Source organism: Mycolicibacterium vaccae NBRC 14118 = CIP 105934 (assembly GCF_001552715.1).
In the GTDB taxonomy this organism is placed as follows: domain Bacteria; phylum Actinomycetota; class Actinomycetes; order Mycobacteriales; family Mycobacteriaceae; genus Mycobacterium; species Mycobacterium vaccae.
The window spans coordinates 1-23254 of sequence record NZ_BCRS01000099.1 but is presented as its reverse complement, the minus strand read 5'-3'; the positions used below and the strand labels follow the sequence as shown (position 1 = coordinate 23254).

Below are 23254 nucleotides of genomic sequence, written 5' to 3'. Positions count from 1 at the left end.
CCGCTTGATCGTCATCCGACGCATCCCCACTGTCGGACTCCTCAACGCGGCTCGTCCCTCACCGCTTGATCGTCATCCGACGGGGGCCCGCTCTCCAGCAGCCGACGGAAGCCGTCCTCGTCGAGCACCGGCACCCCCAGTTCGAGGGCCTTGTCGTACTTGGACCCGGGCGCGTCACCGGCCACCACGTAGGCGGTCTTCTTCGACACCGAGCCGACCGCCTTGCCGCCGCGGGCGATGATCGCCTCCTTGGCCTCGTCCCGGCTGTAGTTCGCCAGCGAGCCCGTCACCACGATCGACAGCCCCTCCAGCGTGCGCTCGATGCTGGCGTCGCGCTCGTCGGCCATCCGCACCCCGGCCGCGCGCCATTTGTCGACGATCGCGCGGTGCCAGTCGACGGTGAACCATTCGGTGACCGCCGCCGCGATCGTCGGCCCGACCCCCTCGGTCGCGGCCAACTGCTCCTCGGAGGCGGCGACGATCGCGTCCAGGCTGCCGAACTCGGTGGCCAGGGCGCGGGCTGCGGTGGGCCCGACGTGCCTGATCGACAGCGCGACGAGCACCCGCCACAGCGGCTGGGACTTGGCCTTGCCGAGATTGGCCAGCAGCCGCTTGCCGTTGGCCGAGAGCTCACCGGCCTTGGTGGTGAACAACTCGGTGCGCAGCAGGTCCTCGGCGGTCAGGTCGAACAGGTCGCCCTCGTCGGTGATCGACCCCGCCTGCAGCAGCGCGGTCGCGGCTTCGTAGCCGAGGCCCTCGATGTCGAACGCGCCGCGGCCGGCGACGTGAAAAACGCGCTCCCGCAACTGCGCCGGGCAGGTCCGCGAGTTGGGGCAGCGGATGTCGGCGTCGCCCTCCTTGGCCGGGGCCAGCGCGGTCCCGCACTCCGGGCAATGGGTGGGCATCTGGAACTCGCGTTCGGTGCCGTCGCGCAGGTCGACGACCGGACCGAGCACCTCCGGGATGACGTCGCCGGCCTTGCGGATCACCACGGTGTCGCCGATCAGCACACCTTTGCGTTTGACCTCCGACCCGTTGTGCAGCGTCGCCAGCCCGACGGTGGACCCGGCGATCTTGACCGGCTCCATGTACGCGAACGGCGTCACCCGGCCGGTGCGGCCGACGTTGACCCGGATGTCGAGCAGCTTGGTCTGCGCTTCCTCGGGCGGGTACTTGTAGGCCACCGCCCACCGCGGCGCACGCGAGGTGGCCCCGAGCCGCCGCTGCAGCGCCACGTCGTCGACCTTGACCACCAGGCCGTCGATCTCGTGCTCGACGTCGTGCCGGTGCTCGCCCCAGTACGCGATGCGCTCGGTGACCGCGTCGAGGCCCTTGACCTGGGCGGTGTGGGTGGACACCGGCAGGCCCCACGCCTGCAGCGCGCGGTAGGCGTCGTGCAGGGTCTTGAACGGGTATCCCCCGGAGCTCTCGATGTGGCCCAGCCCGTGGCAGATCATCCGCAGCCGGCGCCGGGCGGTCACCGCCGGGTTCTTCTGCCGCAGCGAGCCGGCCGCACTGTTGCGCGGGTTGGCGAACGGCGGTTTGCCCTCGGCGACCAGGCCTGCGTTGAGGTCCTCGAAGTCGGCCACCCGGAAGAACACCTCGCCGCGCACTTCGAGGACCTTGGGGACCGGGAATTCGCCTGTGCCGGTGAGCTTTTCGGGAATGTCGTCGATGGTGCGGGCATTGAGGGTGACGTCCTCGCCGGTACGCCCGTCGCCGCGGGTGGCCGCACGCACCAGCCGACCGTCCCGGTAGACCAGGGCCAGCGCCACCCCGTCGATCTTCAACTCGCACAGGTACTGCGCGTCCGTACCGATCTCGCTCTTGATCCTGGCGGCCCATGCGGCCAGTTCGTCCGGCGTGAACACGTTGTCCAGGCTGAGCATGCGCTCGAGATGCTCGGCGGCGGTGAAGTCGGTGGCGAAGCCGGCGCCGCCGACGAGCTGGGTCGGCGAGTCCGGGGTGCGCAACTCGGGGTGGTCGTCCTCCAGCGTCTGCAGCCGGCGCAGCATCTCGTCGAACTCCGCGTCGCTGACGATCGGGGCATCCCGGACGTAGTAGCGGAACTGATGCTCGCGGACCTGGTCGGCGAGCTCCTGCCACTGGCGGCGCAGAGCGGCTTCGGGCGCGTCGTCGGACTGCTCGGCCAGCACTGCCTCGGGATCCGGGCTCACCTCGGGACTCACCCTGGCAGGCTATCGAAGACCGCCGACACCGATCCGCTGCGTAGGCTGCACCCATGCCGCACCCGCTGATGTTCGGCGACGACGACCCCGGTCTGCGCGAGCTCAGGGACATCGCCCTCGGATTTCCCGGGGCCTTCGAGAAGATCTCCTGGGGCAGGCCGGTGTTCTGCGTGCCGAAGATGTTCGCCATGTACGGCGGAAGCGTCAAGACCCCCACCAAGGGCCGGTACCTGCAGTACCCGCACTCGGTGCTGGTGAAGGTCGACGAGAGCGACCGGCGCGCCCTCGAACAGGACGCCAGGTTCTTCTTCCCCGCCTACCTGGGCCCCTTCGGCTGGCTCGGGCTCGACCTCGACGCCGCGCCGGTGGACTGGGCCGAGGTCACCGAACTGCTCGACGCGTCCTTCCGGATGACCGCGGCCAAGAAATTGATCAGACAGCTCGACGAAGCCTGACCCGGACGCCACCCCGGCATGATTCGATCGGAGACACCATGACCTTTTCAAGCCCCTTCCCCGAAGTCGACATCCCCACGGCCAGCGTCTACGACTATCTGTTCTCCGGGTTCTCCGGGCCGGCGGACCCCGACTTGGACCGGGTCGCGCTGATCGATGCGAAGACCGGCCGCAAGACCAGCTACCGCGAAATGCTCGACCGGGTCGACTCGTTCGCCGGCGCGCTGGCGGCGCGCGGCATCGGCGTCGGCGACGTCGTCGGCCTGCTCGCCCCCAACAGCTCGGCGTTCGCCGTCGCCTTCCACGGCATCCTGCGGGCCGGCGCGACGGCGACGACGATCAACGCGCTGTTCACCGCCAAGGACATCGCCAAGCAGCTCACCGACTCCAAGGCGACCACGCTGATCACGGTGACGCCGCTGGCGGCCCAGGCGAAGGAGGCCGCCGCCGCGGTCGGGCTCGCCGACGAGGACCTCGTGATACTCGACGGCGCGGGCCGCGACGCGGACGGCCATCCGAACGCGGCCGACCTGCTGGCATCGGGAGGCCCTGCGCCCCAAGTGAATTTCGCGCCGTCGTCACATCTGGCGGTGCTGCCGTACAGCTCTGGGACGACAGGCAATCCCAAGGGGGTGATGCTGACCCACCGCAACCTGGTCGCCAACGTCGCGCAGATCCGTCCGCTGCACGGCATGCAGTCCCACGACGTGGTGCTGGCCGTGCTGCCGTTCTTCCACATCTACGGGATGACCGTGCTGCTCAACGCGGCCCTGCACGCACGCGCCACCCTGGTGATCATGCCCAGCTTCGACCTCGGCGAGTTCCTGGGCAACATCGCCGAACACCGGTGCACCATCGCGTTCATCGCGCCGCCGGTGGCGGTGGCACTGGCCAAGCACCCGCTCGTCGACGACCACGATCTGTCCTCGCTGAACGTGGTGATGTCCGGGGCGGCGCCACTGGACGCCGACCTCGGCCACGCAGTCGCGAAACGGTTGGACTGCAAGGTCGTTCAGGGTTACGGCATGAGCGAGCTCAGCCCGGTCAGCCACATCACCCCGTTCGACGGCGGCCTGGCCGACATGCACGAGGAAGCGCCGCTGAGCTCGGTCGGGTGGACGGTGTCCAACGCGGCCTCCAAGCTCGTCGACCCCGAAACCGGCGAGGAGATCGCCGTTCCTGCAGAGGGTTTGAGCAGGACCGGCGAGCTCTGGTTCAAGGGCCCGAACGTGATGGCCGGCTATCTGAACAACGACGAGGCCACCAGGTCGACCGTCGACGACGACGGCTGGCTGCACACCGGCGATCTCGCCCAGGTCGACGCGCGGGGCCTGGTGTACATCGTCGACCGGCTCAAGGAACTGATCAAGTACAAGGGCTACCAGGTGCCGCCGGCCGAGCTGGAGGCGGTGCTGCTGTCCCACCCCGACATCGCCGACGCGGCGGTGGTCGGGGCGCTCGACGCCGACGGCGAGGAAGTGCCGAAAGCGTTCGTGGTCAAGCAGGCCGGTGCGGATCTCACCGAGGCCGAGGTCATCGAGTTCGTCGCCGAACACGTCGCGCCGTACAAGAAGGTCAGAATGGTCGCGTTCATCGACGCCGTGCCGAAATCGGCCTCGGGCAAGATCCTTCGCAAGGATCTGCGTACCGGCGGCTAGACCGGGCTACCGCCGCCACAGCTGGTCACGGCCCCGGCGCTTGGCCTCATAGAGCGCCCGGTCGGCGCGGGCGACCGTGTCGCCCAACGTGTCCCCCGGCCGGTGGGCGGTGTAGCCGATCGAGCAGGTCTGCCCGAAGGGCACGCAGCGGCGCAACCGGTTCAGGATCGACTCGGCCTGCTCCGGTGTGGTGGCGGGCAGCGCCACGATGAATTCTTCGCCGCCCCAGCGCGCGAAGATGTCGTCGCTGCGGACCACCGCGGTCGCGGCGGCGGCGAAATGCTGCAGCAGCGCATCGCCGACGGTGTGGCCGCGGGTGTCGTTGAACGCCTTGAAGTTGTCCAGATCGATCACCGCCACCGTCACCGGGGCGGCGTCGGCACCGGCGAGCAACCCCGCGACCCGGACGTCCCAGGCGCGCCGGTTCAGCGCGCCGGTCAGCGGGTCGGTGGAGGCGGAGTGTTTCAGCGCCGCGTGCGCGGCCGCGACGGCGGACACGTCGCGGACCTCGAGCTGCACGCTGAGCTCGCCGGCCTGATCGATCGCCGTGCAGTTGAACTCGACGATGATCTCGGTGCCGTCCATCCGCAGCAGCGCCCCGCGTTGGGCACGTCCAAGGTTGCCGCCGGCGACGATCTCGTCGAGCATCGACTGGGCGATCGAGCGGAAGCGTTCCGGCACGAACGCCAGGCCGGGCCTGGCCGTGATCTGCTCGGCGTTGTGCCCGCCGAGCAGCGTGACGGCTTCGCCGTTGACGTAGGCCAGGTTGCCCCCGTCGTCGATGACGACGACCGCGGCGGGTGACTGCTCGACCAGTGCGCGCCACCGCTGTTCGGCGGCCGCGTGCGCGGCACGGGCGGTGGCCAGCTCCGTCACGTCGGTGGACACCCCTCCGATCCCGATCACCTCGCCCCGGTCGTCGAACAGCGGGAACTTCGTCGAGCGGTAGATGTGCGCGGATCCGTCCGGGTGCACAACCTCCTCGGTGAACACCCGCCACTCCCTGCTCGCCATGATCTGCAGGTCGTTGCGCTGGTAGTCGTCGGCGATCTCGGTGTCGAAGAAGTCGTGATCGGTGCCGCCGATCAGCGGCCCCCCGGTCCGGGTGACCAGCTCGAGCGCGCGGTTGGCCATCACGAACCTGCCGTCGACGTCCTTGGCGTAGACCAGCACATCGGTGTGCTGCAGCACCGCCGCCAGCATCGGCTGCTGATCGTGCAGCACCGCGCCGGCCGCAGGCGCGCGGACGAACTCGGGGGTGCGCCGGCGGGGCCGTAGCAGGCGCACCACCTGATCCGCCAGGGTCTGAAGATGATCACGCTGCGCGGCGGACAGGACCCGGGGCTCGAGGTCCATCACGGACAGGGTGCCCAGCGCGTGCCCGTCCTCGGTGATCAGGGGCGTCCCGGCGTAGAACCGTGGCTGCAGTCCCCCGATCACGAGCGGGGGCCCGGCGAAGCGCGGGTCGAGATGTGTGTCAGTGATTTCCATCAGCGTCGTGCCGGCGACGGCGTGGGTGCAGAACGACCGCTCGCGGGGGATCTCGGTGATGTCGAGGCCGTGCCCGGACTTGACCCACAGCCGGGTGGCGTCGACGAAGCCGATGAACGCGATCGGCGCGTCGCACACGTACGCCGCGAGCGCGGCCAACCGGTCGAACGCCTCCTCGGCGGCGGTGTCGAGGATCTCGTAGGAGTCCAGTGCTCGGAGACGCGGGACCTCGCCGGGGAGATGACTCCCGGACCCGCGCCGGCTCGAGAGCATTTCCGACAACTAGACCATCCCCGCGTCTTCGGCGCCTCCCCCTTGGCCGAGCTTGACCGGCGCGCCTTCCCGAGAGTAGACGAGATCGGGGCGGGGGTCGCGGCTTTCAGACCGCCTCGGGGTCCTCGGCCAGTCCGTCGGCTGCCCGCTGCGCCAACTCGATCGCGCTGCGGGCCCAGGCCTGAGTGGCGCCGGCGAGCCCGCAACCGGGCGTGACGCCGATGCGGCGGCGCAAGACGTCCCGGCTGAACCCGAGCCGGTCGGTCACCGCGGCCACCGAGGCGGCGACCTGTTCTGCCGACGGGCGCGCATCGGGGGCGACGGTGGGGACGGCGCCGAGCAGCACCGTGCGGTCGGACTCGACGAACTCCCCGATACCGTCCAGATCGGCCGGGGTGAGCACCCCGATGTCCACCGACACTGCGCCGATTGCACTGCGCTGCAAGATCTTCCACGGCACATCGGCTTCGCAACAGTGCAGCGCGACTTCGCCGCCGACCACCTCGACGCACTCGTCGAGCAGAGCGGTGACCACGGCTTCGTCGACCGGATGCACCGGGTTCAGGCTGCTCACCCCGGTGAGCCGGCCGGCCAGCGCGGCCGGCAGCGACGGCTCGTCGAACTGGACCACCACCGGGCTCCCCAGTCGGCGGGCCAGTGCCGCCCGGTGCACGGCCACCCCTTCGGCCAGCGACGCGGTCAGGTCGCGGACCGCACCCCGATCGGTGATCGCCCGGTGTCCCCCGCCGAGTTCCAGATTCGCGGCCAGCGTGACCGGTCCCGGCGCCTGGATCTTCACCACCCGGTCCCCACCGCGCAACCCGGCCTTCTCCCAGGCCTCCTCCAGCGCATCGAGGTCCTCGTCGAGCAGGCTGATCGCCCGCCTGGTGGCCGAGCGGCGGCCCTGGGCGATGCGGTAGCCGCGCGGCACGGTGTCGAGCGCGATGTCGACGAGGAACGCCGCGGCCCGGCCGATCAGGTCGGCGCCGACGCCGCGGGCGGGAAGTTCGACCAGATGCGGCAGGCGGTGTAGTTCACCGACGACCACCTCGGCCGCTTCCCTTGCCGAGGTGCCCGGCCAGGATCCGATACCGGTCGCGGTCGCGAAGTCAGTCACTCGCCTGACGATATTCGACCGTTTACAGTCAGGTCATGACGGGCCGCGCGTCGGCGCTGCTGTGGTGTGCGATGGCGATCGTGTCGGCCGGGTGCACCCACCAGGTCGGTGGCACGGCGCTGCGCACCGCGCCCGGTGTCGACGAGGACTCCCTGTCTCCGGTCGACGTGGACACCGTGCTGCTCGATCGCGAGCAGATGCAGGCGGTGACCGGTTCCGGGCGGCAGCTGACTGCGATCCCGGGCACCGACAGCAAGGTTCCCGTCGACATCGACTTTTTGACCGAAACCGTTCCGGCGCACTGTGAATGGATCTACGCCGAGACCCAGGTGTTCGGACCCGAGGTCGAGGAGTTCCACAAGCTGACCTACCAGAACCCGACGCGCGGCGCGCTGATCTCCCAGGCCGCGGCCGGGTACCGCGACACCCCGACGGCCCGGCGGGCCTTCGAGTCGGTCATCGGGCGGATCGACGGATGCGCAGGCATCGCTGCGGGACGGGTGCTGGTCGGCGAGGTGTCCACGACCGCCGATTCGGTGCACACCGAATCGGGCGACTGCGGCCGCGACTACCGGGTGAAGTCCGCGGTCCTGGTCGAGGTCACCTACTGCGCGTTCCCCGAGTCGGTGCCGGATATCGTGATGACCAACATCCTGGCCAATGTGCCGGGCTGAGCCGACGATCAGTGGGCGGCGCGGATGGTCGCGCTGCCGAGCACTTCGTCGCCGTCGGGGTCGGGCCGGTACAACACCAGGGTCTGCCCTGGCGCCACCCCTCGCAGCGGTTTGCGCAGACTGACCGACAGCGTGCCGTCGCGGAATTCGGCGACCGCGCCCACGACCCCGCCGTGCGCGCGGACCTGCACCTCGCACTCGACCGGCCCCGAGGGCTCGACGCCGGAGGTGAACACCGGCGCATCGCCGACCAGAGCGGTGACCTCGAGGTCGGCCAGGTCACCGACGCTGACGGTGCCGGTCGCCGCGTCGATCGCGGTGACGTAACGCGGCCTGCCGTCCGGCCCCGGTCCCGGGATTCCGAGACCTTTGCGCTGTCCGATGGTGAAGCCGTGCACACCGTCGTGCTCTGCCAGGACGGTCCCGGCGGCGTCGACGACACTGCCGGGGCGCACGCCGATGCGGGCGCCGAGGAAGGCCTTGGTGTCACCGGACGGGATGAAACAGATGTCGTAGCTGTCGGCCTTGTCGGCGACCGCGAGGCCGCGCCGGGCGGCTTCCTGCCGGATCTCCGACTTCGGGGTGTCGCCGATCGGGAAGAGCGCGTGCCGCAGTTGCTCGGCGGTCAGCACCGCCAGCACGTAGGACTGGTCCTTGTCCTGGTCGACCGCGCGGCGCAACCGACCGTCGGACAGCCGCGCGTAGTGTCCGGTCGCCAGCGCGTCGAAGCCCAGCGCCAGCGCGCGGTCGGCCAGCGCGGAGAACTTGACCCGCTCGTTGCAGCGCACGCACGGGTTGGGGGTCTCGCCGCGGGCATAGGACTCGACGAAGTCGTCGATCACGTCTTCTTTGAAGCGGTCAGCGAAATCCCAGACGTAGAACGGGATTTCGAGCATGTCGGCCACCCGTCGCGCGTCGCCGGCGTCCTCTTTGGAGCAGCAGCCGCGGGATCCGGTGCGCAGTGTGCCCGGCGCCGAGGACAGCGCCAGATGCACGCCGACCACGTCGTGTCCGGCGTCGACCATCCTGGCGGCGGCCACCGAGGAGTCCACACCGCCGCTCATCGCGACCAGTACCCGCACGACTTACCGCCGTCCCGCACTGGCCAGCGCGGCCTGCCGTGCGCGCTCCACCGCGGCCGGCAGCACCGCCAGCGCGGCGTCGACGTCGGCGTCGGTGCTGGTGTGCCCCAGCGACAGTCGCAGCGATCCCCGTGCGCTGGCCGGATCGGCGCCCATCGCGGTGAGCACGTGCGAGGGCTGCGCCACACCCGCGGTGCACGCCGAACCGGTCGAGCACTCGATTCCCTTGGCGTCCAACAGCATCAGCAACGAATCTCCTTCGCAGCCACGGAACGTGAAGTGCGCGTTGCCCGGTAGCCTGTGCGCGCGCGGCGCACCGTTGACGTCGACGTCGTCGATGGCCTCGAGCACCCCGTCGATCAGGCGGTCGCGCAGCGCGCGCACCCGCTCGGCGGCGGAGTCCATGGTCTCGACGGCGTCTCGCGCGGCCGCCGCCATCCCCATCACCCCGGCGACATCCTGGGTTCCGGAACGCACATCGCGTTCCTGTCCGCCGCCGTGCAGCAGCGGCACACATGCGGTCTCGCGCCGCAGAATCAACGCGCCGACGCCGGTCGGTCCGCCGAACTTGTGGGCGGTGACGCTCATCGCCGACAGGCCGCTGGCCGTGAAGTCCACCGGGAGCTGGCCCGCCACCTGGACGGCATCACTGTGCATAGGAATTTCGAATTCATTTGCTGCAGCGGCAAGTTCGGGGATCGGCAGCACCGTGCCCACTTCGTTGTTGGCCCACATCACCGAAATCAGCGCGACGTCGGCCGGGTCCCCGACGGCGGTGCGCAGCTCGGCGGGGTCGACGGCGCCGTACCGGTCGACCGGCAACCAGGTCACCTCGGCGTCCTCGTGGTCGACCAGCCACTGCACGGCGTCGAGCACCGCGTGGTGCTCGACAGGGGTGGTGACGATGCGGCGCCGTTGCGGCGACGCGCCGCGCCGGGCCCAGTAGATACCCTTGATCGCCAGGTTGTCGCTCTCGGTGCCGCCGGCGGTGAAGATCACCTCGGACGGGCGGGCGCCCAGCAGGTGGGCCATGGTCTCGCGGGACTCTTCCAGCCTGCGCCGGGCCAGCCGGCCGGACCCGTGCAGCGAGGCGGCGTTGCCGACGGTGGCCATCGCAGCGGTCATGGCCTCGACGGCGACGGGGCGCATCGGGGTGGTCGCGGCGTGGTCGAGGTACACCGGCTGGGAAGAGGGCACCGACGAAGACATAACCGTTCAAGGATAGCCGTCGTGCGGCCCCTGCCCGGTATCGCGCTCAGGCCACCAGCGCGTGACCCTCGTCGCGGCGCGTCCCGGCTGGGCCGGCCGCGCGCGTGACGCCCCGGACCGCGGCCTCACAGCGGGCTGCCAGCTCACGCCGGTCGGCACCGGGCAACTGCAGGGAATCCACGTGCACGTGTACGACGGTGCGCCGGGCGGTGACCAACCGGCGGATCGAGGTCAGCAGCGAGTCGTCGCCGATGTAGGCCGCTGTGGTGGATCGGCTGCCGTCGCGGTGGTGGTAGCTCAGCCGCAGCGGCTGCACCGGACGGCCGGCGTCGATCGCCGCCTGGAACATCGCCGGGCGGAAGGGCCCGTAGCCGAGTCCGCACCACGTGGTGCCCTCCGGGAAGGCGACCACCGTGCGTCCGGCGCGAAGCCGGTCGGCCACCGCGGCCACCACCTCGGGCAGCCTGCGCAGGTTGTCGCGTTCGATCGGGATGACCTTGAGCATCCGCGCCAGGGTGCCCAGCCCCCGCCAGCCGACCATCTCGGCCTTGGCGACGAACGCCCCCGGCATCACCGCACCGATCGCGAAGATGTCCACCCAGGACACGTGGCCGCTGACCACCAGGACGCCCGGCACGTTGCGAACCGGGCCGCCGGACACCGCGATTCGGAGGCCCAGGCACCGCAGCACGACGCGACAGTAGCTGCGCTGCACGCGTGTCCGTCCGGGCAGCGGGACCGCCAGCAGCGGCAACGTCGGCAGCAGCAGCACCGTCAGGCTGGCGCGCAGTGCGATCCGGGCACCGACCGCCAGACGCCCGCCCGGCGACAGGGCGCCGGCACCGAGGCAATCCGCCCCGCAGGTGGCCGCGGGCAGCCACGCATTACCGGCCCGGCTCACGGCCTGGTCCCGCCGGTGAGCGCGGTGGCCGCACCGACCGAGCGCAGCCGGTGCAGGTAGCGGGTGTCGGCGCGCCGTTTGTCCAGCAGCGCCGGGAAGTCGCCGACGCCGAACTGCGGGTCGTGCGCGGGCTCGCCGCACACCTGCGCGCCGAGACGCAGGTAGCCGCGCAGCAGCGCGGGAACCGTGACCCGGGCCGGCGGTGCGATGTCGTCGAGGCTGCGGCCGGCGACGGTCACCGGCCGGTAGGGGCGCACGGTGTAGTCGGCGGGTGCGGCGTGCCGCCGGGTGACGAAGTCACGGACCCCGCGCAGCGCGCTGCCCGGCGCCGACACCCCGGCGGGGTCGGTCACCGGCACCGACACGCATCCGGTGACGTAGTCGTAGCCGCTGCGGTCGAGATAGGCCAGGATGCCGGCCCACATCAGCAGCACCACCGCCCCGTTGCGGTGCTCGCGACGGACCACGGCGCGGCCCATCTCGACCAGCGACGGCCGCAGCGGGTCCAGCGCGCTGATGTCGAATTCGGTTGCGGTATAGAGCCCTCCGGCGGCGATCGCGGCCGGAGGTGGCAGCATCCGGTAGCACCCGACGAGCTCGCCGGTGCGGTCGTCGCGCACGAGCAGGTGGTCGCAGAACCCGTCGAACCGGTCGGCGTCCCGGCCGTCCGGACCGGCGTCGACGTCGAGGGTGAAACCCGGCTCGGTGGTGAACACGTCAAGGCGCAACCGCTGGGCGGCCTCGATGTCGTCGGTGTCGGTGCTCAGCAGCATCGAGTACCGCGGATGCGTGGTCGGATCGTCGGTGACCGCGCGCAGGCCCGGTCTGTCGCTGGCGATGAGTACAGAGGCAGTGCTCATAGCTGCACGGTCGCCGAGCCGTCCGGCGGGCCGGCAAGCGCTGCGTGACGTGTTCGTGAGCGCTGGGTGACGGTTGGGGTGGCCGGACAGGCGAAAGGCCCCCATCCCGTGCCGGGAATGGGGGCCTTTCTGACGAACGTGAGCCGGGATCAGCCCTTGCGAGCCTTGACCGCTTCGGTCAGCTGCGGCGTCACCTTGAACAGGTCACCGACGATGCCGAGATCGGCGATCTCGAAGATCGGCGCTTCCTCGTCCTTGTTGACCGCGACGATCGTCTTCGACGTCTGCATGCCGGCGCGGTGCTGGATCGCCCCGGAGATACCGAGTGCGATGTAGAGCTGCGGCGACACGGTCTTGCCCGTCTGGCCCACCTGGAACTGGCCCGGGTAGTAGCCGGAGTCGACCGCGGCGCGGGAAGCGCCCACGGCGCCGCCCAGCGAATCGGCGAGCTCTTCGACGATGTTGAAGTTCTCGGCGCTGCCGACACCGCGTCCGCCCGCGACGACGACGGTCGCCTCGGTCAGTTCCGGACGGTCACCGGCCACGGCCGGCTCGCGCGAGATGATCTTGGTGGCGTTCTCGGCCGGGGCGGGCACCTCGACGTTGACGACCTCGCCGGCGCCCGCGGCGGGCTCGGCCTCGATCGCGCCGGGACGCACGGTGATCACCGGGGTGTCGCCGACGGCCTCGGCCTCGACGGTGAACGCACCACCGAAGATCGAGTGGATGCCCTTGCCACCCTCACGGACCTCGACGACATCGCTCAGGATGCCCGCGCCGATCCGGGCGGCCAGCCGACCTGCGATCTCCTTGCCGTCCGCGCTCGACGCCAGCAGCACGGCGGCAGGCGACGCGGACTCGGCCAGCGAGGCCAGCACGTCCACGTACGGGGTGATCAGGTACTTCTCGGCGTCGTCGGACTCGGCGACGTAGATCTTCGCCGCGCCGGCCGACTTCAGGCCCTCGATGAGGCCTTCGGCGGTGCCGGGCTTGCCGACCACGACGGCGGACGGCTCGCCCAGCGCGCGGGCGGCGGTGATCAGTTCGCTGGTGACCTTCTTCAGCGCACCTTCAGCGTGCTCGGTGAGCACAAGTACTTCAGCCATGGGTTCTGTTTGCCTCTATGTCTGTCGGTCGATGGGAAGTTCTAGATGATCTTCTGGGAAACCAGGTACTCGGCGATCTTCGTGCCGCCGTCGCCCTCGTCGGTGACCTTCTCGCCCGCGGTCTTGGGGGGCTTCGGGGTCGAGGACAGCACCTTCGACCCGGCGTTGGCCACGCCGACCTCGTCGCTCTCCACGCCGATCTCGGCGAGGGTCAGCTTGGTGACTTCCTTCTTCTTCGCGGCCATGATGCCCTTGAAGGACGGGAAGCGGGGCTCGTTGATCTTCTCGTTGACGCTCACCACGGCGGGCAGCGAGGCCTCCAGGGTGAAGACACCGTCGTCGGTCTCACGCTCGGCGGTGACCTTGCCGTTCTCGACGGTCAGCTTGCGCACGTGCGTCAGCTGCGGCAGACCGAGGTACTCGGCGATGATCGCCGGCACGGCGCCACCGGTTCCGTCGGTGGCCTCGTTGCCGGCGATGACCAGCTCGGTGCCCTCGATGGCGCCCAGCGCGCGGGCCAGCGCCCACCCCGTCTGCACCATGTCGGAGCCGTGCAGGCCCTCGTCCACCAGGTGGACGGCCTTGTCGGCACCCATCGACAGCGCCTTGCGGATCGCCTCGGTGGCGCGCTCGGGACCGGCGGTCAGCACGGTCACGGTGCTGTCGCCGCCCTCACGCTCCTTGATCAGCAGCGCTTCCTCGACGGCACGCTCGTTGATCTCGTCGAGCACGGCGTCGGCGGCTTCCCGGTCCAGGGTGTAGTCGCTTTCGGACAGTTTCCGCTCAGACCATGTGTCAGGGACCTGTTTGATCAGGACCACGATGTTCGTCATGACTCTGGTTCGTCCTCCTCGAAAGGGGCCGGTGGTCGACCCGCCATACCACGTTTCACGCAGGCACCACGATGTTACCAGCCGGTAACTTGGAGTGCGTCGCACGAACACCATAGCCGGTCGAAGTTTGCGATCTGTCGGCACGGCGACCGGATGGCGCTCACGAAGAGTTCGCCATCGGCCGGTTAGGGGTTAGCCTGCCTTGCAATGAGCGCATCTGTTACCGACGGTCCCGCCGGCGATCCCGCACCCATGGCGTTGACCGGTGAGCGGACCGTCCCCGGCGTGGCCGAGGAGAACTACTGGTTCCGTCGCCACGAGGTGGTGTACCGCAAGCTGGTCGAGCGATGCCGTGACCGCGATGTACTGGAGGCGGGTTGCGGCGAGGGCTACGGCGCCGATCTGATCGCCGACGTCGCCCGGTCCGTGGTCGGGCTGGACTACGACGAGTCCGCGGTGGCGCACGTGCGGGCACGGTATCCCCGCGTCGACATGCGGCACGGCAACCTGGCCGAGCTTCCGCTCGCGGACGGTGCCGTCGATGTGGTGGTCAACTTCCAGGTGATCGAGCACCTGTGGGATCAGGGCCAGTTCGCCGCGGAGTGCGCCCGGGTGCTTCGCCCCGGCGGGGTGCTGCTGATGTCGACGCCCAACCGCATCACCTTCTCCCCCGGCCGCGACACACCGGTCAACCCGTTCCACACCCGCGAGCTCAACGCTGCCGAGCTGACCGAACTGCTGGAGACGGCCGGGTTCGCGATGGAGTCGATGCTGGGCGTCTACCACGGCGCGCGCCTGGCCGAGATCGACGCCCGGCACGGCGGATCGGTCATCGACGCCCAGATCGAGCGGGCCCTGGCCGACGCGCCGTGGTCCGCCGACCTGCTGGCCGACATCGAGTCGGTCACCATCGACGACTTCGACCTGGTGCCGGGTTCGGCCGACGTGCCCGGCCGGCACATCGACGACAGCCTGGATCTGGTGGCGATCGCGGTGCGTCCGTGAGCGGAGCGAACAGAGCACCGGAGAGCGGAGCGAACAGAGCACCGGAGAGCGGAGCGAACAGAGCACCGGAGGGGGACTCGCCTGAGCCTGTCCCCGGGCTGTTCACCCTGGTGCTGCACACCCACCTGCCGTGGCTGGCCCACCACGGCCGTTGGCCGGTCGGCGAGGAATGGCTCTACCAGTCGTGGTCGGCGTGCTACCTGCCACTTGTGCGGGTGCTGCGCACGCTGGCCGCCGAGAACCGCAGCCATCTGCTCACCCTCGGCATCACCCCGGTGGTGGCCGCCCAGCTCGACGACCCGTACTGCCTGCAGGGGCTGCAGCACTGGCTGGCCAACTGGCAGCTGCGTGCACTGGAAGCCGCGACCACCCGCACCGCGACCGGCCCCTGCCCGGCATCGCAACCGGATGCGTTGCGCCGCTTCGGTTCCCGCGAGTACATCGAAGCGCAACGGGAGCTCGACGAGTTCGACACGCTGTGGCGTCACGGCGCCGCGCCGGTGCTGCGCGAGCTTCTCGACGGCGAGATCGTCGAACTGCTCGGCGGGCCACTGGCCCACCCGTTCCAGCCGCTGCTGAACCCGCGCCTGCGCGAGTTCGCGCTGCGCGAGGGCCTGGCCGACGCCGCGCACCGGTTCGGCCATGCGCCGAAAGGCATCTGGGCGCCCGAATGCGCCTACGCACCCGGCATGGAGGCGGGCTACGCCGCAGCCGGGGTCAGCCACTTCATGGTGGACGGCCCGTCGCTGCGCGGCGACACCGCGCTGGGCAGGCCGGTCGGAGATTCGGACGTGGTCGCGTTCGGCCGCGACCTCCAGGTCAGCTACCGCGTCTGGTCGCCGAAGTCGGGCTATCCCGGCCATGCCGCCTACCGGGACTTCCACACCTACGACCACGCCACCGGTCTCAAGCCGGCGCGGGTCACCGGACGCAACGTGCCGTCGGAGGACAAGGCGCCCTACGACCCGGAGCGCGCGGACGCCGCGGTGGACCTCCACGTCGCCGATTTCGTCGCGACGGTGCGCCGGCGCCTGCGCGACGAAAGCGAGCGCATCGGCCGGCCCGCGCACGTCGTCGCCGCGTTCGACACCGAACTGTTCGGCCACTGGTGGTACGAGGGTCCGGTCTGGCTGGAGCGGGTGCTACGGGCCCTGCCCGCCGCCGGGGTGCGGGTCGGCACCCTCTCGGACGCGGTCGGCCAGGGCTACGTCGGCGCGCCGGTCGAATTACCGCCCAGCTCCTGGGGTTCGGGCAAGGACTGGCAGGTGTGGTCGGGTGAGAAGGTGGCCGACCTGGTCCAGCTCAACAACGAGGTCGTCGACACCGCGCTGAGCGCCGTCGACAAGGCGCTGGCCCACCCGGCGTCGGTGAACGCCGCTGCGCCGAGGGATTTCGTCGCCGACCAGATCCTGCGCGAGACACTGCTGACGGTCTCCAGCGACTGGCCGTTCATGGTCAGCAAGGATTCGGCCGCCGAGTACGCACGCTACCGGGCTCATCTGCACGCGCACGCGACGCGTGAGATCTCGGCGGCGGTGGCCTCCGGTCGCCGCGAGCAGGCGCAGAAACTGGCCGAGAGCTGGAACCGCGCCGACGGACTGTTCGGGGCACTGGACGCACGGAGGTTGCCCGCCGGATGAAGATGAAGATCCTGCTGGTGTCGTGGGAGTACCCGCCGGTGGTGATCGGCGGGTTGGGCAGGCATGTGCACCATCTGGCCACCGAACTCGTCCTGGCCGGTCACGAGGTCGTCGTGCTCAGCCGCCGCCCGACCGGCACCGACCCGCAGACGCATCCGACCACCGACGAGGTCCGCGAAGGCGTGCGGGTGATCGCGGCCGCCGAGGATCCGCACGAGTTCACCTTCGGCACCGACATGATGGCCTGGACCCTGGCCATGGGGCACGCGATGGTCCGCGCCGGCCTGGTGCTGGCCGACTGGCGACCCGACATCGTGCACGCGCACGACTGGCTGGTCGCCCAGCCCGCCGTCGCGCTCGCCCAGTTCTTCGACGTCCCACTGGTTTCCACCATCCACGCCACCGAGGCCGGCCGGCACTCCGGCTGGGTCTCGGGCACCGTCAGCCGCCAGGTGCACGCGCTGGAGTCGTGGCTGGTGCGGGATTCGGACTCGCTGATCACGTGTTCGGCATCGATGCGCGAGGAGATCACCACGCTGTTCGGGCCCGAGATCGCCGAGATCGCGGTGATCCCGAACGGGATCGACACCGACGGTTGGCCGTTCGCGGCGCGGCGCCCGCGCATCGGGCCGCCCGAGCTGCTGTACTTCGGCCGCCTGGAGTACGAGAAGGGCGTGCACGACGCCATCGCCGCGCTGCCGCGCATCCGCCGCAGCCACCCCGGGACCACGCTGACGATCGCCGGCGACGGCACCCAACTGAACTTCCTGACCGCGCAGGCACGCAAGCACAAGGTGCTCAAGGCGACGAATTTCATCGGCCGCGTTGATCATTCAGAGCTGCTGCAGTTGTTGCACCGGGCCGACGCGGCGGTCCTGCCCTCCCATTACGAACCGTTCGGGATCGTGGCGCTCGAAGCCGCCGCCACCGGCACCCCGCTGGTGACCTCGACCGCCGGCGGGCTCGGCGAGGCGGTCATCGACGGCGTGACGGGGCTGTCTTATCCGGCCGGCGACGTGCCGGCGCTGGCGGCCGCGGTGCGCGCGCTGCTCGACGACCCGGCCGGCGCGCAGAACCGCGCGGTGGCCGCGCGCGAGCGTCTGACATCGGATTTCGCGTGGCACACGGTGGCCGCAGACACCGCGCAGGTGTACCTGGCCGCCAAACGCGCCGAGCGCAGGCCCCAGCCGCGACGGCCGATCGTGGAACGGCCGCTGCCCGACCGGTGACCCGCGCCTCCCCCTCCGCCGAACGTGCATTCCATGCGGCCGAACGCCGGAAACGGCCGCGTGGAATGCGGTTTCGGCGAGGCGAGGCGAGGCGAGGCGAGCTAGCGGGACGCTTTCTTGCGTTCGATGTCGGCCAGCGCCGCGGCCAGTTGGGCGCGCTCGGCCGCCGACGTCTCCCACGAGAGTTTGCGGTTCTTGACGACCTTGCCCGGGGCGCCCACCACGATCGAGTAGTCCGGGATCTCCCCCTTGACCACAGCGTGGGCGCCCAGCACGCAGCCGCGGCCGATGGTGGTGCCGCGCAGCACGGTGACCTTGGCGGCGACCCAGGTGTCCGGCCCGATCCGCACCGGGCTCTTGACGATGCCCTGATCCTTGATCGGCAGCTCGATGCTGTCCATCTTGTGGTCGAAATCGCAGACGTAGCACCAGTCGGCCATCAGCACGGAGTCGCCGAGCTCGATGTCCAGGTAGGTGTTGATGACGTTGTCCCGGCCCAGCACCACCTTGTCGCCGATACGCAGCGAACCTTCGTGGCAGCGGATCGTGTTCTTGTCGCCGATGTGCACCCAGCGGCCGATCTCCATCTGGGCCAGCTCAGGGGTCGCCTGGATCTCCACGTTCTTGCCGAGGAAGACCATGCCGCGGGTGATCACGTGCGGGTTGGCCAGCTTGAATTTCAGCAACCGCCAATACCGCACCAGGTACCAGGGGGTGTAGGCACGGTTGGCCAGCACCCATTTCAGCGAGGCGAGGGTGAGGAAGTCGGCCTGGCGAGGGTCCCGCAGACGCGATCCTCGCCAGCGTTTGTGCAGCGGCGCTCCCCACATCGTTGTCATGGCCGGACAGCCTACGCGCCCGCCCGAGACATTCCCGGGGTCGCTCCGCTCCTCCCCTCCCGAAGTGCCAACGGTTACCCTCACCTGGGCTCGACGTACACCGCGACCAGAAGGGATCCCGTGCTCCGGCGAATCTTCGCATTGGCCTCGACGGCGTTGGTCGCAGGTGCGCTGACCGGCTGCGGCAACACCGATTCCTGGGTCCAAGCCCACGCGGCGACCGGCTGGTCGGCCCAGTACGCCGACGCCGCCAACAGCAGCTCGTCCCCGGTCACGGGGGCCGACGCGCTGCGCCTGGAGTGGACGCGGTCGGTCAAGGGCGAACTCGGCGCGCAGGTGGCCCTCGGGTCCGGCAACTATCTGGCGGTCAACGGTCAGACCGAGGCGGGCTGTTCGCTGATGGTGTGGGAGACCGACAACCGGGGCAGGCAGCGCTGGTGCACCCGACTGGTGCAGGGCGGTGGGATGGCCAGCCCGTTGTTCGACGGGTTCGACAATCTCTACATCGGCCAGCCGGGCACGATCCTGTCCTTCCCGTCCACCCAGTGGATCCGCTGGCGCAAGCCGGTGATCGGGATGCCGATGACCGCGCGGATCCTCAATCCCGGGCGGCTGCTGGTGCTCACCCACCTGGGGCAGGTGCTGGTGTTCGACGCCCATCGCGGCACCGTGACCGGCAGCGCGCTCGACCTGGTCGCAGGTGTCGACCCGACCGATTCCGAACGCGGTCTCGACGACTGCCGGGCGGCGGGTCCGCGCTGCCCGGTGGCTGCTGCGCCCGCGTACTCCGAGGCCACCGGCATGATCGTGGTGCCCCTGTGGGAGCCCGACACGGAGCAACCGGTGTTGGTCGGGCTGCGGTATCAACCCGGGCAGACCCCCCAGCTCACTCGCGAATGGACCAGCGACGCCGTCGGCGGCGGCCCGCTGGCCAGCCCCGTGGTCTCGGCGGACGGGTCGACGGTCTACGTCAACGGCCGCGACGAGAGCCTCTGGGCGATCAACGTCGACGACGGCAGCGCGAAGTGGTCGGTGCCGCTGAACTACCTGGCCCAGACTCCTCCGTCGGTGACGCCCGGCGGGCTGGTCGTGGCCGGCGGCGGGCCCGGAGCCCGGCTGACGGCGGTCCGCGACACCGCCGAGGAGGGCGAGGTGCTGTGGACGCGCGAGGACGTCGAGTCGTTGACCACCGCCAGCCTGGCCGGGGTCGGCTACACCGTCGCGCGCGACGGCGAGGGTGAGGACCCGGACAGGTTGGCGTTGCAGGTCTTCAGCCTCGGCGACGGGGCCACGCTGAGCACCCACCCGTTGCCGAACGCGGCCGGCTGGCCGGTCGGGGTGTCCATCGGCCACGACCGGCGGGTGGTGGCCGCGACCAGCGCCGGACAGGTCTACGGATTCGTTCCCGCTTGACCCTGCTGCTTTCCCGCCGACCACGAGATCGGAAGCGACACCTGGCTTCTCGTGATCGAACGACCGCACGGCCATCGCGGCAGGGACTGCCAAAATGCGGACTCGGCCAGTCCGTGCGAGCATTTGACCCGCAGATGAACCGGACATACCGACAAACTGAACGAGGGGAAACGAGTGTCGGAGTTTCTTGGTGCCGTCAATGACCTGGTGTGGCACGAAAGCCTGGTGTATCTCTGCCTGGCGGCGGGGGTCTACTTCTCCGTCAGGTCCCGTTTCGTGCAGGTGCGCCAGGTTCCGGAGATGGTGCGACTGATGCTGCGGGGCGAGAAGTCGCCCTCCGGTGTCTCCAGCTTCCAGGCGTTGACGATGTCGCTGGCCGGCCGGGTCGGCACCGGCAACATCGCCGGCGTGGCCACCGCCATCGCGTTCGGCGGGCCCGGCGCCCTCTTCTGGATGTGGATGGTCGCGTTTCTCGGCGCGTCGACGTCGTTCGTCGAATGCACGCTCGGCCAGATCTACAAGGGCCGCGACAAACTCACCGGTGAGTACCGCGGCGGCCCGGCCTACTACTTGAGCACCGCGTTGTCCCACACCGCGGCGGCCGGGGCAATGAAGGTGTACGGCTACATCTTCGCCGCGGTCACCCTGCTGGCGATGGGCCTGCTGCTGCCCGGCGTGCAGTCCAACTCGATGGCCTCGGCGATGAACTCCGCGTGGGGCTTCTCGAAGTGGTGGGTGGCCGTCGGCATCGTGATCGTGCTCGCCTTCGTCATCATCGGCGGCGTGAAGCGGATCGCGACCTTCGCCTCGATCGTGGTGCCGTTCATGGCCGTGGCCTACATCGCGCTGGCCCTGGTCGTCGTGTTGATGAACGCCGCCGAGATCCCCGCGATCCTGTCGCTGATCTTCTCCAGCGCCCTCGGCGTCGACGCGGCGTTCGGCGCGATCATCGGCGCGGCCGTGATGTGGGGCGTCAAACGCGGCATCTACTCGAACGAGGCGGGCCAGGGCACCGGACCGCACGCCGCGGCCGCGGCCGAGGTGTCCCACCCCGCCAAGCAGGGCCTCGTGCAGGCATTCGCGGTGTACGTCGACACCCTGTTCGTCTGTTCGGCGACCGGCTTCCTGATCCTGTCCACGGGCGCCTACCGGGTCTTCGAGGGAGAGAGCGCCGACGGTGCGGTCATCCACGAAGGCGGCAGCATTCTGGCCACCGGCGCCGAGGTCGGCCCGGCGTTCGCGCAGGCAGGCTTCGACACCTTGTGGAGCGGGGCCGGATCCAGCTTCATCGCCATCTCGCTGGCGTTCTTCTGCGGCACCACGATCATCGCCTACTACTACATGGCCGAGACCAACCTGCGCTTCCTGCTGGGCCGGGCCGCCACCATCGACATCCCATTCATCCGAGGCACCGTCGGCGGGAGCGCCACCATGCTGCTGCAGGCGCTGATCCTGGTGTCGGTGACCATGGGAGCGGTGTCGACGGCATCCGACGCCTGGGTGCTCGGTGACATCGGCGTCGGCCTGATGGCGTGGCTGAACATCATCGGCATCCTGATCCTGCAGCAGCCGGCGTACAAGGCGCTGTGGGATTACGAGAGGCAGAAGAAGCAGGGACTGGACCCGGTGTTCGACCCGTTCGCCCTCGACATCAAGAACGCCACGTTCTGGGAGACCTACAAGCGCGCCACCGACGAGGACAAGCAGCCGACGACCGCTACCTGACCGTCAGTCCCTCGGCGAGCATGCCCGCGACCGCCGACAGCGGCACGGTGGCCTGCAGCGCCCCGCCGGCGCCGGGCATGATCTCGCCCTGACCGAAGTAGAAGATCAGCGAGTCGTCGGTCAGCGCGAACTCCTGGTACTTGGCCGGATCGAGGCCGTCGGCCGCCGAGATCGGGGCGTCGACACCGAGCTGCCGGGAGATCTCGGACTGCACGATCGGGAAGATGACGTCCAGCGGCCGGGTGTCCGGCTTGAACAGCGTCTCGAAGGTGAGCGGCGCCTTCTCGGCCACATCCCAGTTGAACGACTTGAACCAGGTCTGGGGGTGTGCGCCGCCGACGTTCTCGTAGACCTCGAACACCACGCTGCGGGTGCCCCCGTCGTCGGGACCGGTCCGGTAGCCGGTGCCCTTGGCGTCGAGGACGTAGGGCAGGTTCCAGGAGCCCGGCATCTCCGAAACGTTGACGAACCCGTCACGGGTCTGGGTCAGGTAGTCGGTCAGCGCCTGCTGGTCGGGATAGTCGGCGGGAAACGCGTAATCCAGCCGGTAGGCGGGTTTCTCGGCGTGGACGTGGCAGATCTGGTCGGCATCGACCGTGCCGCCCAGAGCCGCACAGGCCGACTGGGCTGCGGCCCCGGGTGCGGCCAGCAGGCCCACCGAGACACCGACAGCCGTCACAGCAGCAGCGAAGATGCGCATCGTTGGGACGTCCTCGTGGTCGGCGCCTCGCGGGTACGGCGCAATGGTCGATACAGGTCGAACAGGTACGGACAGGGTACGTGAGCGATCAGCGTGACGGACGACATATGAATGCCGTTGCCCGGCTTGCCACCCCGGAACCCAGCCGGGTTATGACGACCGTCACCTGCGCGGCCCCGCGCAACCGCAGCCGGCCGCGCAGCGCATCGGGATCGACGTCGACACCGCGGACCAGGATCTCGAGGGCCCCGGCGTCGTGGCGCGAAAGCGCCTGCCGAAGCTGTTTTTCGTTGAATGCCACCTGCTCCAGGACCTCGAAGCCACGCCGGCCGTCGGGCAAGCGGTCGCCGGACAGGTACGCGATGTCGGGATCGAGCTGCCACAGCCCGTGCCGTGCGGCGTAGTGGCGCACCAGACCGGCACGCACCACCGCACCGTCGGGGTCGACGATCCACCGGCCCGCGGGAGCGACCGCGCACTCGCCGGGGTCGCGGTCGGTGAGCTGCTCACCGGTGTCGAGGACGGTCGCGCGGCGGCGCACCCCGTCGGTGAGTCCGCGCGACCACAGGCACGCCTCGCGGACGCTTCCGCCCAGCGAGGTCACCTCGACCTCGCCGTCGAAGCCGAGGTCGGCGAGCACCGCGAAATCGATTCCGGGAGCGCACTTCACGACGTGGTCGCGGTCGCGCAGCACGTCGAGCAACTCGTCCAGCGGTGGCAGGTAGGCGCGCGGGTCGAACCGGCGCCGGGACCCGCTGCGGCGCGCCGGGTCGACGACGACCACCGCGCCGGTGGTGACCGGCGCGAGCGCGTCGGCGCGGCACAGCGGCACCGTCGGGCCGAGGTTGTGGCGGG

At 70.1% G+C, this 23254-nt stretch carries 20 protein-coding genes; 8 read left to right on the top strand and 12 right to left on the bottom strand.

The genetic code is table 11. The annotated features are described in order from the left end of the window. Nucleotides 1–41: 41 nt before the first annotated feature. Nucleotides 42–2189 (bottom strand): NAD-dependent DNA ligase LigA, encoded by a 2148-nt coding sequence (ligA, locus tag MVA01S_RS18650; RefSeq protein ID WP_040540064.1) that lies wholly within the window; start codon nt 2187–2189, stop codon nt 42–44. Nucleotides 2190–2242: 53 nt separating this feature from the next. Here ligA and MVA01S_RS18645 point away from each other — a divergent pair, with 53 nt between their 5' ends. Both MVA01S_RS18645 and MVA01S_RS18640 read left to right on the top strand, forming a co-directional pair. Next, on the top strand, nt 2243–2644 hold the full coding sequence (locus tag MVA01S_RS18645; protein ID WP_003928704.1) for an MmcQ/YjbR family DNA-binding protein: 402 nt from the start codon (nt 2243–2245) through the stop codon (nt 2642–2644). A gap of 38 nt (nt 2645–2682) precedes the next feature. Next, nucleotides 2683–4302, top strand: coding sequence for a 4-coumarate--CoA ligase family protein (locus tag MVA01S_RS18640; RefSeq protein WP_003928705.1), 1620 nt, complete (start codon nt 2683–2685; stop codon nt 4300–4302). A 6-nt stretch (nt 4303–4308) separates the two neighbouring features. Here the strand turns inward: MVA01S_RS18640 and MVA01S_RS18635 are convergent, their stop codons facing one another. Both MVA01S_RS18635 and MVA01S_RS18630 read right to left on the bottom strand, forming a co-directional pair. Continuing rightward, entirely contained in the window at nt 4309–6066 is a 1758-nt protein-coding gene (locus tag MVA01S_RS18635) for a sensor domain-containing diguanylate cyclase (RefSeq protein ID WP_003928706.1), read from the bottom strand. 106 nt (nt 6067–6172) lie between these two features. Continuing rightward, on the bottom strand, nt 6173–7183 hold the full coding sequence (locus tag MVA01S_RS18630; RefSeq protein WP_003928707.1) for a uroporphyrinogen decarboxylase/cobalamine-independent methonine synthase family protein: 1011 nt from the start codon (nt 7181–7183) through the stop codon (nt 6173–6175). A gap of 35 nt (nt 7184–7218) precedes the next feature. Here MVA01S_RS18630 and MVA01S_RS18625 point away from each other — a divergent pair, with 35 nt between their 5' ends. Beyond that, a complete protein-coding gene (locus tag MVA01S_RS18625; RefSeq protein ID WP_003928708.1) occupies nt 7219–7857 on the top strand; it encodes a sensor domain-containing protein in 639 nt (212 codons plus the stop codon). 8 nt (nt 7858–7865) lie between these two features. Here the strand turns inward: MVA01S_RS18625 and mnmA are convergent, their stop codons facing one another. The 6 genes from mnmA to MVA01S_RS18595 form a co-directional block, all read right to left on the bottom strand. Further along, the gene (gene mnmA / locus MVA01S_RS18620; RefSeq protein ID WP_003928709.1) at nt 7866–8939 is read right to left on the bottom strand and encodes a tRNA 2-thiouridine(34) synthase MnmA; all 1074 of its coding nucleotides are present in this window, start codon (nt 8937–8939) and stop codon (nt 7866–7868) included. 3 nt (nt 8940–8942) lie between these two features. Then, entirely contained in the window at nt 8943–10148 is a 1206-nt protein-coding gene (locus MVA01S_RS18615; RefSeq protein WP_081528959.1) for a cysteine desulfurase family protein, read from the bottom strand. 46 nt (nt 10149–10194) lie between these two features. Then, the gene (locus MVA01S_RS18610; RefSeq protein ID WP_003928711.1) at nt 10195–11049 is read right to left on the bottom strand and encodes a lysophospholipid acyltransferase family protein; all 855 of its coding nucleotides are present in this window, start codon (nt 11047–11049) and stop codon (nt 10195–10197) included. After that, entirely contained in the window at nt 11046–11909 is an 864-nt protein-coding gene (locus tag MVA01S_RS18605; protein WP_003928712.1) for a GNAT family N-acetyltransferase, read from the bottom strand. Before MVA01S_RS18605 ends, MVA01S_RS18610 begins: the two co-directional genes overlap by 4 nt. A gap of 149 nt (nt 11910–12058) precedes the next feature. Beyond that, the gene (locus MVA01S_RS18600; RefSeq protein WP_003928713.1) at nt 12059–13015 is read right to left on the bottom strand and encodes an electron transfer flavoprotein subunit alpha/FixB family protein; all 957 of its coding nucleotides are present in this window, start codon (nt 13013–13015) and stop codon (nt 12059–12061) included. Nucleotides 13016–13056: 41 nt separating this feature from the next. Further along, on the bottom strand, nt 13057–13848 hold the full coding sequence (locus MVA01S_RS18595; protein WP_003928714.1) for an electron transfer flavoprotein subunit beta/FixA family protein: 792 nt from the start codon (nt 13846–13848) through the stop codon (nt 13057–13059). Nucleotides 13849–14055: 207 nt separating this feature from the next. On the opposite strand from MVA01S_RS18595, the gene MVA01S_RS18590 reads away from it, so the two are divergent. The 3 genes from MVA01S_RS18590 to MVA01S_RS18580 all read left to right on the top strand — a co-directional run bounded on the left by MVA01S_RS18590 (nt 14056) and on the right by MVA01S_RS18580 (nt 17722). Continuing rightward, nucleotides 14056–14853: a class I SAM-dependent methyltransferase gene (locus MVA01S_RS18590; RefSeq protein ID WP_040540068.1), complete on the top strand. Its 798-nt coding sequence runs from the start codon at nt 14056–14058 to the stop codon at nt 14851–14853. Nucleotides 14854–14963: 110 nt separating this feature from the next. Beyond that, nucleotides 14964–16493: a 1,4-alpha-glucan branching protein domain-containing protein gene (locus MVA01S_RS18585; RefSeq protein WP_003928716.1), complete on the top strand. Its 1530-nt coding sequence runs from the start codon at nt 14964–14966 to the stop codon at nt 16491–16493. Nucleotides 16494–16495: 2 nt separating this feature from the next. Next, nucleotides 16496–17722 (top strand): glycosyltransferase family 4 protein, encoded by a 1227-nt coding sequence (locus MVA01S_RS18580; RefSeq protein WP_003928717.1) that lies wholly within the window; start codon nt 16496–16498, stop codon nt 17720–17722. 101 nt (nt 17723–17823) lie between these two features. On the opposite strand, the gene MVA01S_RS18575 is transcribed toward MVA01S_RS18580, so the two are convergent. Continuing rightward, nucleotides 17824–18561 (bottom strand): acyltransferase, encoded by a 738-nt coding sequence (locus MVA01S_RS18575; protein WP_003928718.1) that lies wholly within the window; start codon nt 18559–18561, stop codon nt 17824–17826. Nucleotides 18562–18681: 120 nt separating this feature from the next. On the opposite strand from MVA01S_RS18575, the gene MVA01S_RS18570 reads away from it, so the two are divergent. Together MVA01S_RS18570 and MVA01S_RS18565 are read left to right on the top strand one after the other, a co-directional pair. Further along, complete coding sequence (locus MVA01S_RS18570; protein ID WP_003928719.1) at nt 18682–19974, top strand: BamB-related PQQ repeat family beta-propellar protein; 1293 nt, start codon at nt 18682–18684, stop codon at nt 19972–19974. A gap of 174 nt (nt 19975–20148) precedes the next feature. After that, nucleotides 20149–21699 (top strand): alanine/glycine:cation symporter family protein, encoded by a 1551-nt coding sequence (locus MVA01S_RS18565; protein WP_003928720.1) that lies wholly within the window; start codon nt 20149–20151, stop codon nt 21697–21699. Here the strand turns inward: MVA01S_RS18565 and MVA01S_RS18560 are convergent. Together MVA01S_RS18560 and MVA01S_RS18555 are read right to left on the bottom strand one after the other, a co-directional pair. Then, entirely contained in the window at nt 21692–22399 is a 708-nt protein-coding gene (locus tag MVA01S_RS18560) for an esterase (protein WP_003928721.1), read from the bottom strand. The two genes, MVA01S_RS18565 and MVA01S_RS18560, sit on opposite strands and share 8 nt — an antisense overlap. Nucleotides 22400–22487: 88 nt before the next feature. Further along, the coding region (locus MVA01S_RS18555; RefSeq protein WP_060941663.1) for a THUMP-like domain-containing protein at nt 22488–23254 on the bottom strand (767 nt) is incomplete at its 5' end.